Here is an 8781-nt window from a genome sequence, read left to right on the forward strand (position 1 = left end):
CGGCTTCAATTCCAACACTGTAGCGAGTTGGCGCAAGCCTTCTACCTTGACTAATACAATGATGATGCTGAAATACACATCGATAGTGTTTATGACAGAAGCAGTCAAATAATTATTTTGAAATTTAACACTAATCCATTTTGAGATTCTAAGTCTAATCCGAAAAACTATCATGTACACCGACGATGAACTCTTGGCGCTTCTGCCCTCGAAGCAGAAGGACTTCCTTACTAAATCGATCGGGCGTCATCTATTAGAAGTTGAGCGCTTTTTTAGCATTGATCTTCCATCTTTTCTGGAGGGTGGGCACTTCAATGAGGCTGACTACTTCTCTTACAACTCGGGCGCAGTGCAGCTTCACTTTGCAGACAATCTCACCTATGGACTTGATATATACGGAGAAGAGCTTTCCATTGTCATCCTGCCAGGGCATTTATCTAGTGACGGATTTATGAGACCCTACTGTCTTTCAGCAACTGCTGCGGCTTCCCGCAGTCTGAAAGATTGTCTTGGCAGGGTTTGTCAAGACGTTCGGATATGGACGCTGCAGGAAGATTTTGAGTCAGAAGAAGCGAAAGAGGTTGCCCTCTCTTATGTACTATCCGATGAAAGAGAGTTATTTTATTGCATCTACCTAGTGGATGATTGTGATAGTGGATATTTGCTTAGCGGTCAGGATATTTCCCGTGAGAGAGTTGCTAGTTGTTTTTCGATTGCGCGCGGAGCATATATTGATTCAAAAAATAACACTTCTCAGAACCCTAGTTACTACTCCTACATTTAAGGTTGTATTTGTGCGATATTGATGCTTTCCGGCATCTTCACGCCCCAACACTAAGGTGAGAACGGCCCATTCACCGTCCGCTACGTTGTTGGGATAAGCCTGGCGGTTAGGTTCCATCCCTACTGATTTTGCTCATTTTTCGTGTACATGCCTTAGCCCTGTTCCGGGCGTGCTTTGCCGTGCCAGCTTCAAACCCGGGCTGGCGACCCCATCTGTTTGTCGGGCCAGCCCCGGCTACGCAGATCGTTCGCTATTATTATTGCCAGCGCTTAATGTGTGCTATGTTGCATTCTTACAGCAGCAAATCTTTGGGCAAAAGCGAACCCACTGGCCTTCGCCGGTATGTCGCCTGTACTGATGACGCTGAACAGGGGCTTGCTCTGCCGCACATCAAACACCACCGCCGACACGCCCCAGGATTCCAGGTTAGTGAGCAGGTAGCTAACCCGGTAGCCCGCCATCACGGCCACGCGGCCGCCACCGAATGGCCCACCGCCCCCAGCACACCCAGAGCTCCGGTGAGAACCACCACGGCCAGCAGCACCCGCACGGCCAGCTTGTGCAACAGGTAGTGGTGTTCGAAGTAGGCGTACCCTTTACTCGCGTCACCATGGCTCCGGCTCCAAGGGTATAGCCCAGCGGTAGGCTCTGCTCGGGGTGGTGCTCAAGCAGCAGCACGTTGGCCGCTACGTACACTAGGACCGAGCCGATGCCCAGTAGAAAATAGTGCATTAAAAACAGTCCCGCGGTGCGGGTTTCACTGTTTTTGATGCCGAACAGGCGCTGCAGGGAAGAAGCCGAAATCATGCGCGAAGAAAGCCAACCCACCGGGCGGGGCCGGGCTATGCGGAACCCGGCCTTCGGGCCTTGCTGCGGCCGGCTCCGGGTGCGCTACCCAATCGTCTCGAACCAAAAAGGAGAAGCACCGCCGGTCAAGAGCTCCGTCGAAAAAGCTCAGCCATTTTGCTCGCGCGTCTTTCGCATGAAAGACGAAGGCCAGGCTTTAGAGGCGGAACTGAGCTCCTACTAGAATGCCGAAGTTCCGATGCTCCGGCGTTCGGGGCGCAACGATGGCCGGCTGCTTGCGATACGTAACGCGGTGAATGAAATCGACGCGAATGAATTTGAGGATGTTTTCAATGCCATAACCCACTTCCACGTAGGGTTGCTTGTCTAAGGTCGGAATCGGGGGCACTTCCTGCCCCTCCCTGGTAAAACGAGGCTGAGCGGTATTGGCTGCCGACAAGCTACCGTAAAGCACGTTGGCGGTGCCCACCAAGCGCAGGTTCAGGGCCCGGATGCCGGGAATGCTGTTCAACAGCAAGCCCTCGAAGTGCTGATCGAGCCGGAGCGACACCGAGTGGTCGGTAACGAACTCGAAGTAGTTCATCAGGTTGAAGGCGTTGGCGTTGTAAAAGGGTGTTTGGTTACCAAGCGGCGTTTTCAGGACGAGGTACGGCACCGCATTGGGAATGTAGCTGCCCTCGAGGCGGTAGTTCAGGCGGCCCAGCTGGCCCGTCGACACACTGTGGGTAATCAACAAGTTGAATTTCTGGTAGGGTGGGGGCGTGGGGTCCTGCGTCAGGTTGCTAAAGCCCAGCGTGTAGCGGAATGTAAACACCGGTAGCCGCTTCAGGCCGATGGCCCGGCGGCGGTTCTCGCTTTGCACCAGGTTTTCGTCGGGGGCGTAGCGCGACTCCAGCACAATTTCCGACAGCGTAATGTTGCTGCCAATGGGAGCGTTAGGACTACGGTCGGAAGTGCGAAAGTAAGCGAACTCGTGCAGGGGCTTGATAGCCTGGTGGCGCAGGGTCAGGGTTTGGGTAAACCCGTGGAATAAGTCGCGCTGCGCACTCAGGGCGTAGAGGTCGCGCAGAATGGGGCGGCCCTGCACGAAGCGCCCAAACCGCGACGCGGCCACGAACAAGTTGTTTTCGGGCAGGAAGTCGTTGTCCAGCAAGGCGGTCTGCTCCACGTCGTGCCGGTATTCAGCGCCGAATACCGTCCAGTGACGACGCTCAGCAATCAGGCTGGTCTTCAAGCCGTAGCCCAAGCGCTCGCTCTTGGTACCATAGGCCACGTAGCCCTGGGTGACCCAGTTGCGGCTGATGTCGGGGGTGGTGCGGAAGCCCAGGCGGAAGCGGCTGCCTTCGAAGTTGTTGTGGGCGTAGGTGTACAGAATGGGGCCCAATTCCCAGCGTCCGGCGCGTTTGTAGCCGTTCACAAACAGTTCGACCCAGTCGAGTACATTGCGCACCGACGGCAGCTCCCGGGCCGAGTCGAGCACGGCAAAGGTCTGGCGCTCCGACAGGCTCAAGGTATCGGGGCGGTGCTGGTCGAAATACCCGCCCCCGCCTTGGGGCAGTCCGCCGAGCAAGCCTCCGCCGGCGCCCTGATCGGCCGGCTCAACAAGCGAGGACACGATGGGCTGGTCGTAGAAACCCGGCTCGGTGTGGGGCTGGTTGCGCACGAAGTTGCTGCTCACCGTAGTGAAGCGCACCAGCATGGCAGCCTGTTTTTCGTAGGGGCGCACGCTTATCACCAGCTTGGTGCGGGCTGGCAAGCCGGGCCCCTCGCTGGGTGGAGTCAACTCCTGAAAGATGCGCAGGTCGTTAACGAAGTTGATGTTAGCTTCAGGGCTGGCTACTAGCTCGACGCGGCGTAGCGCGTAACTCTCGGCCGTAATCCAAATCGTGCCCTTGAAAGCCAGGTCGTGCGCCCGCTTGGGCGCCACGGCAATTTTGTAGCACCAGTCCTTGCCCACAAAAACGGAGTCCAGCAGGTCGTAGTCGTAGGTGAGGCGGCCTCCTTCGGCAATGGGCGAGATAAAGTCCTTGCCCAGGATGTTCTGCCAATTCGGGTAGAAATCGAAGTTCTGGAAATTGGAACCCAGCATCTGCGAGAGTACTGACCCCTCGCGCGGGCCCGCGCCGCGCATTTGCTTGTGCAGTAAATCTTCGCGCCGCCGCAGGGGCGAAAACCGCTGGTAAACCCGGGAGCTAACTTCGGAGGCAAAAAGCGGCAGGGGGGCGTCGGGGTCGGCCGCGGCGGCGGCCCCCCGGCGCACGGCCAGCGCCCGAATATCTTTGATAACCTTGCGCTTGGCCAGGCTGGCTGGTAACTCAATCAGGCTGGTTTCGATGCGGTTGTACGAGTCGAACTCGGCTGCTTGCAGGCTGCTACGCTCGTTTTGGGGCTTGTGCTTCTGCACTTCGCGCAGGATGCGGAAGGCGGGGTTCTCGCCGGGCCGTACGATCACTTCGGTAAGAGCTACGCCGCCAGACTTCAGGCGAAAAAGCACCGTTTGCGCCTCCGCCCCGGAAAGCTTGCGCCGCTGGGTCGCGAAGCCCAACGCCGAAACCGCAATGGAGTCGGGGGTGCCCGTCACGGCCAGTTTGAACCGGCCTTCGGCATCGGCAGTAACCCCGGTACTGGTTTTAGGAATAAAAATGGAGGCAAACGGCACTGGCTCACCGTTCGTAGCCTCCACAACTTGGCCGCTAATCACAATGTGTTGGGCTGCGGCTGGCAGTACCCAAAGGCACAGTACCAGGAGTAGCGGAACAAATAATCTCATACAAAGCAATTAAATGCTAAAACAGGTAAAATCTTATTAGTTCGGCAATTTACGCAATACGCCGGTACTTGCCAACTAGTTCCGAAGCGAAATGGGAAAGTTTCGCTGTTATCGCAAACTGGCTATTGGCTGCTGATAATCAGGATGCTTTGCGGTGATTAACCAAAGGTAAACTTTTGGGCCTGAACGGCACCAGTTCTGACCCGTACGTTCGTAATCCCTGGCACCTGAAGACAACTGATAGCGCCTCAATGGCTACTGGGTCTGCAGTGCTCCGAAAAAGCCTTATTATGGAACGCCTAGCCAAGGGTGGAATTATTAATAAGCAAGCGGCCCTTGAAGCGCTTGGTGTCCGGCCGTGGCGTCGGTGAGGCGCCGGTAGTAGCCGCCGGGGACGTATTTGCCCGGGCCAGATTCAGCTTATGATAGCTGATGCCGTAGCGCTCCATTTGCTGGCGATGGCGCACCGTCGTGAGCGCCCGCTGCACCGCAGCCGCGAGGTGGGTGGCCCCGCCGGAGTGGCCCGCAGCCAGCTTGGTAGTGGGCCACTCCGCTGGGGACTGGGCCGCCGTGCTCAAGCGAAACGAGGCACCAGTAGTTAGCCGGCAGCAGGAGCGAAAGAAGGCTTTCATGCGGTTCGTAATTTGGGTGAATCAGAACCCAAAGCTTTTCGTAAAAAAGCCGGCAAGCGTCTACCTAGGCTTAAGTAGACTACTGAGACGCGGCAAACGTGTCCATCTAGGTCTAGGTGGATGAGTAAATTATTGTAAGTCAGAGAATACTGCTAATTTGCGAAATCAGTAAGCGAGCAACCCACCACCGTCTTAAAAGGCTTGTAAAAGGTGGATTTTGTGTTAGATGCCGCCTGGTAGGCCCTGTTGGTTGGCAACTGCTAAGATAATGCAGAAGGGGTACAGTAGGAGAGCTATAAATCAAAGAACAGGGTCATTCGTAGTAATCCGGCTTTTACCCCCTGTCAGGCCGGAGACAACTAAAATCGAGCCCGGCTACCTAAGCACCTTTCCAAACAGGTAGTTGTGTCCGGTAATCCGGGCGCAGCTAAACTGGTGCATAGCCAGATGATTTTCGGGTTTTTGGGCCCAGCGAATGAGTAAGTGGCGAAAGTCGGTGAGTCAGGAGCGGGGGCGCTCTACGTTCCAGCGGCGTGCTTCCGGCCCGACTTTGTTGGCCAGAACTTCTTTGCCGCGAGGCCGTGGATAGGCTCTTAGGGTTGGGCACCGTTTAGCTCGACAGCTTTGAGCGGCGGCCAGACTCGTGAGGCTGGTGGTAAAAGGCCGTGTATACTTCGTAATGATCGGTCAGCGCTACCTGGCCCCTGGCGCGGCGTCAGCGAAAGTCGAGGCAATAAATAAAGCCGCCCCCAGCGCCGGCAGCTTGTCATCGGCCATTATCAAGGTCAAGGTGCCTACTTAAACAGTGCCAGGGCCTTGATAAAGGTTTGCGATACCCCCCAGGCCAGGGGAATGCCCACAAACAGCCAGGCCAGGACCACTGAGCCCCCCGAGCTGGTATCCGTATCGGGGGCGGAGGAAGTAGGTTGCGGATTCATAAGAAGTCGGGTTAGAAAGTGAAAAACCAGCGCCTAGTGGCCGGCGGAAGCCGCCGTTATGGTGCCTTTGAAGTGGTACCGCTCGTTCACGGCCGTGACCAGCAGGTTGGCGATGAGGCCAATGACCAGTAGGCTGGCCATGGTGTAGAACACGGTCTGGTAGGCGGCGGCTCCGGTTAGGCCTTTGGCCTTCTGGCTATCGTGCAGGTAGTTGACCAGCAATGGGCCCAGCACGCCGGCCGTCGACCAGGCCGTGAGTAGCCGCCCGTGAATGGCACCCACTTGCATAGTGCCAAATAAATCGCGCAGGTAGGCCGGAATGGTGGCAAAGCCCCCGCCGTACATGCTCAGGATAACGCAGCACACCATCACAAACAGCGTGAGCGACGCCCTAGCGGCCAGGGTGGGCACGAGGGCATAAAGGGCGATGCCCAGCCCGAAGTAAATCAGGTAAGTAGGCTTGCGGCCCAGCTTATCGGAGGCCGATGACCAGAAGAAGCGGCCCAGCAGGTTGAACAAGCTGAGCAAGCCCACGAAGCCGGCCGCCACGGCTGCTGTCACGCCCCGGCCCGGGCCCATCGACGCGTCGGAGAACGTTTCCTGAATGAGCGGCGAGGCGGTTTCGAGCACGCCAATGCCAGCCGTCACGTTCATGCACAGCATCACCCACAACAACCAGAACTGGGGCGTTTTGATGGCCTGATCAGCATCTACGTTCGCGGTGGTAATGAGGGCGTTGGATTGGGTGCTGGGGACGTACCCAGCCGGCTTCCAGCCCTCGGCCGGCACCCGGATGGTGAACACCCCAAACATCATAAAGGCCAGATAAACCAGGCCCATGACGATGAAGGTGGGCGCCACACCCATGGGGGCGGACTCTTTGAAGTGGGCCATGAGCGCCACAGCCAGCGGCGAGCCAATCATGGCACCGCCGCCAAAGCCCATGATGGCCATGCCCGTCGCCACCCCCGGCCGGTCCGGGAACCATTTAATGAGGGTGCTCACCGGCGAGATGTAGCCGATGCCCAGGCCGCAGCCGCCCACGAAGCCGTAGCCGAAGTACACCAGCCAGATGTTGTGCAGGTGCACCCCGAGCGAGGCAATGAGGAACCCCCCACCAAAGCACAGTGCCGAGGCCATCATGGCTTTGCGCGGACCCACGCGCTCGAGCCACTTGCCAAACACGGCCGCCGAAAGGCCCAGCAGCACAATGGCAATGGAGAAAATAACGGCCAGTTGTCCGGGCGTCCAGTCCAGGGCGTCGGGCTTATCCACGTTGCCGCTGATAAGCGCGCCCATGGGCTTTTTGAATACGCTGAAGGCGTAGGCTTGCCCAATGGCCAGGTGAATGGCCAAAGCGGCCGGCGGTACCAGCCAGCGGTTGTAGCCGGGGCCCGCTATGGTACGGCGCCGGTCAAGCAGAGAAGGGGAATTATCAGCCATAAATAACGGGTAGAATTGGATAAAATGGAGAATAGTAATAAGCCACTGGCTTCACCGAGGCGCCTGCTAAGGGTAAGCGAAAGGTAACGAGCTTTTTGACCGATTGATCACTTGAATTTCAAAAACATGCTAAACAACTATAGCTAACAAGAGCAGGCGGGAAGGTGCCCCGTCGCAGGAGCTATGACGCATGTGGCCTTATCCACTAAAGGCCGCGCTGGTTATTTGTTCAGGCTGAGCTTGCCGCTAGTTACGGGCACCAGGCCACCGGTTGCGAATGAGCCGTGGCAGAAGGTTGGAGGGACCAACTCTTGGGGCGGCCCGGTGCACTTGAGGGCAACTTCGGGGCCTGTTTTCGGGCTACACTATAGCCCATCTGCGTTCTGGCCTTGGCGAAGGCACTGCCCCGGTGAGCCCCAGTTGTGCGGGCAATTTTGTCATGGACTTGTGCGGCCCAATAATTGACCGGGTCCGGGTCGGGCTTTAACAGCAGGTCGGTTTGCTTAGCCCGATAAGGCAGCTTTTGAGCAACAACCTTTATTTATTCGGCAGTGGGGCAGCGCTCGTCATTGCCTAGAAGCCCTTCACCTACCACAAAGCCAGCTCTCCAACGGCGAAGAAGGCCTCGTTGGCAACATATAGGATTGGGAGCAAGGAGTAGGACAAGTGGGGTGGGGCCAAATGGGCCCCAACGATTATTCGGCTTTCGTCAGAATGCAGTACCCACTCAGGCCGGGTTTGAAGTATTTGAACCGGAATACGTGCACTTTAGCCGTACCACCTTCGGCTTTAACGTTGAGTTCGGCGTTATCCATTTTCAGCCCTTTACTATCGTAAGCAGTGAGCGCGAGCTTACCGGCAAAGTCTTTTTTGAACTCCAGAAACAAACCAAAGCTGTTGTTGGTGGAATCAGTCAGTTGCTCGGCCCGGCCAATGCTCACGCCTAAGTCTGCCAGTGGTTTGTCGGCGAAAACGGTGGTTTTGCCCGTGGTTTCGTCAAGCCCGGTAGCCACGGCTTTGACCCCTTTCCCAGCAATGACCGCGCCTTTTTTGGCTAGTTTCTCAATGGCCTCATCATCGAGCGTAGCCTCCAGGCCCTGCGCAGCGCCTGAAACGGTGTTCCCCCAGATTCTACCCGTGTTTTCGGCCTTCTTCTTCGTTTCGGCTTGAAACTCATCAGATCCCATGTAATCGATTGTCTTTTTAGCATAGGTGATAATCGAGAAAACGGTCACCAAGGTCAAAACAACGAAGGCAGCAAGCGAGCCTATCCAAGCTTTCTGGTTCCTCTTGATGAGCCCTCTAATAGTTAGCCCCAGGGAAATAAAGGTTAGGGTGTGTGGACAGTGTAGGGTTAATTTTGGGCTATGCGTCGCCATGAATTAAGTGACCTGGAATGGAAGTTAG

Annotated in this window: 7 protein-coding genes; 1 reads left to right on the forward strand and 6 read right to left on the reverse strand. The window is 56.6% G+C overall.

The annotated features are described in order from the left end of the window. The first annotated feature begins 172 nt into the window (after positions 1 to 172). On the forward strand, positions 173 to 784 hold the full coding sequence (locus tag IC235_RS21110) for a hypothetical protein (RefSeq protein ID WP_191007202.1): 612 nt from the start codon (positions 173 to 175) through the stop codon (positions 782 to 784). Between the two features lie 441 nt (positions 785 to 1225). Here the strand turns inward: IC235_RS21110 and IC235_RS21115 are convergent, their stop codons facing one another. The 6 genes from IC235_RS21115 to IC235_RS21140 all read right to left on the reverse strand — a co-directional run bounded on the left by IC235_RS21115 (position 1226) and on the right by IC235_RS21140 (position 8753). After that, complete coding sequence (locus tag IC235_RS21115; RefSeq protein WP_191007203.1) at positions 1226 to 1591, reverse strand: hypothetical protein; 366 nt, start codon at positions 1589 to 1591, stop codon at positions 1226 to 1228. 196 nt (positions 1592 to 1787) lie between these two features. Beyond that, the gene (locus IC235_RS21120; protein WP_191007204.1) at positions 1788 to 4361 is read right to left on the reverse strand and encodes a DUF5686 and carboxypeptidase-like regulatory domain-containing protein; all 2574 of its coding nucleotides are present in this window, start codon (positions 4359 to 4361) and stop codon (positions 1788 to 1790) included. Between the two features lie 299 nt (positions 4362 to 4660). Further along, positions 4661 to 4993 (reverse strand): hypothetical protein, encoded by a 333-nt coding sequence (locus IC235_RS21125; RefSeq protein ID WP_191007205.1) that lies wholly within the window; start codon positions 4991 to 4993, stop codon positions 4661 to 4663. Positions 4994 to 5787: 794 nt separating this feature from the next. Next, entirely contained in the window at positions 5788 to 5931 is a 144-nt protein-coding gene (locus tag IC235_RS21130) for an MFS transporter small subunit (RefSeq protein ID WP_191007206.1), read from the reverse strand. Positions 5932 to 5964: 33 nt separating this feature from the next. After that, positions 5965 to 7374: an L-lactate MFS transporter gene (locus tag IC235_RS21135; RefSeq protein ID WP_191007207.1), complete on the reverse strand. Its 1410-nt coding sequence runs from the start codon at positions 7372 to 7374 to the stop codon at positions 5965 to 5967. A 695-nt stretch (positions 7375 to 8069) separates the two neighbouring features. Beyond that, on the reverse strand, positions 8070 to 8753 hold the full coding sequence (locus tag IC235_RS21140; protein WP_191007208.1) for a hypothetical protein: 684 nt from the start codon (positions 8751 to 8753) through the stop codon (positions 8070 to 8072). Positions 8754 to 8781 lie beyond the last annotated feature (28 nt).

The organism is Hymenobacter montanus, from assembly GCF_014699115.1.
GTDB classification, from domain to species: domain Bacteria; phylum Bacteroidota; class Bacteroidia; order Cytophagales; family Hymenobacteraceae; genus Hymenobacter; species Hymenobacter montanus.

Excerpts from the sequence above, each read along its gene's own strand:
- IC235_RS21110 (WP_191007202.1), top strand. The coding sequence starts at position 173 with ATGTACACCGACGATGAACTCTTGGCGCTTCTGCCCTCGAAGCAGAAG.
- IC235_RS21115 (WP_191007203.1), bottom strand. The coding sequence starts at position 1,591 with ATGATTTCGGCTTCTTCCCTGCAGCGCCTGTTCGGCATCAAAAACAGT.
- IC235_RS21120 (WP_191007204.1), bottom strand. The coding sequence starts at position 4,361 with ATGAGATTATTTGTTCCGCTACTCCTGGTACTGTGCCTTTGGGTACTG.
- IC235_RS21125 (WP_191007205.1), bottom strand. The coding sequence starts at position 4,993 with ATGAAAGCCTTCTTTCGCTCCTGCTGCCGGCTAACTACTGGTGCCTCG.
- IC235_RS21130 (WP_191007206.1), bottom strand. The coding sequence starts at position 5,931 with ATGAATCCGCAACCTACTTCCTCCGCCCCCGATACGGATACCAGCTCG.
- IC235_RS21135 (WP_191007207.1), bottom strand. The coding sequence starts at position 7,374 with ATGGCTGATAATTCCCCTTCTCTGCTTGACCGGCGCCGTACCATAGCG.
- IC235_RS21140 (WP_191007208.1), bottom strand. The coding sequence starts at position 8,753 with ATGGCGACGCATAGCCCAAAATTAACCCTACACTGTCCACACACCCTA.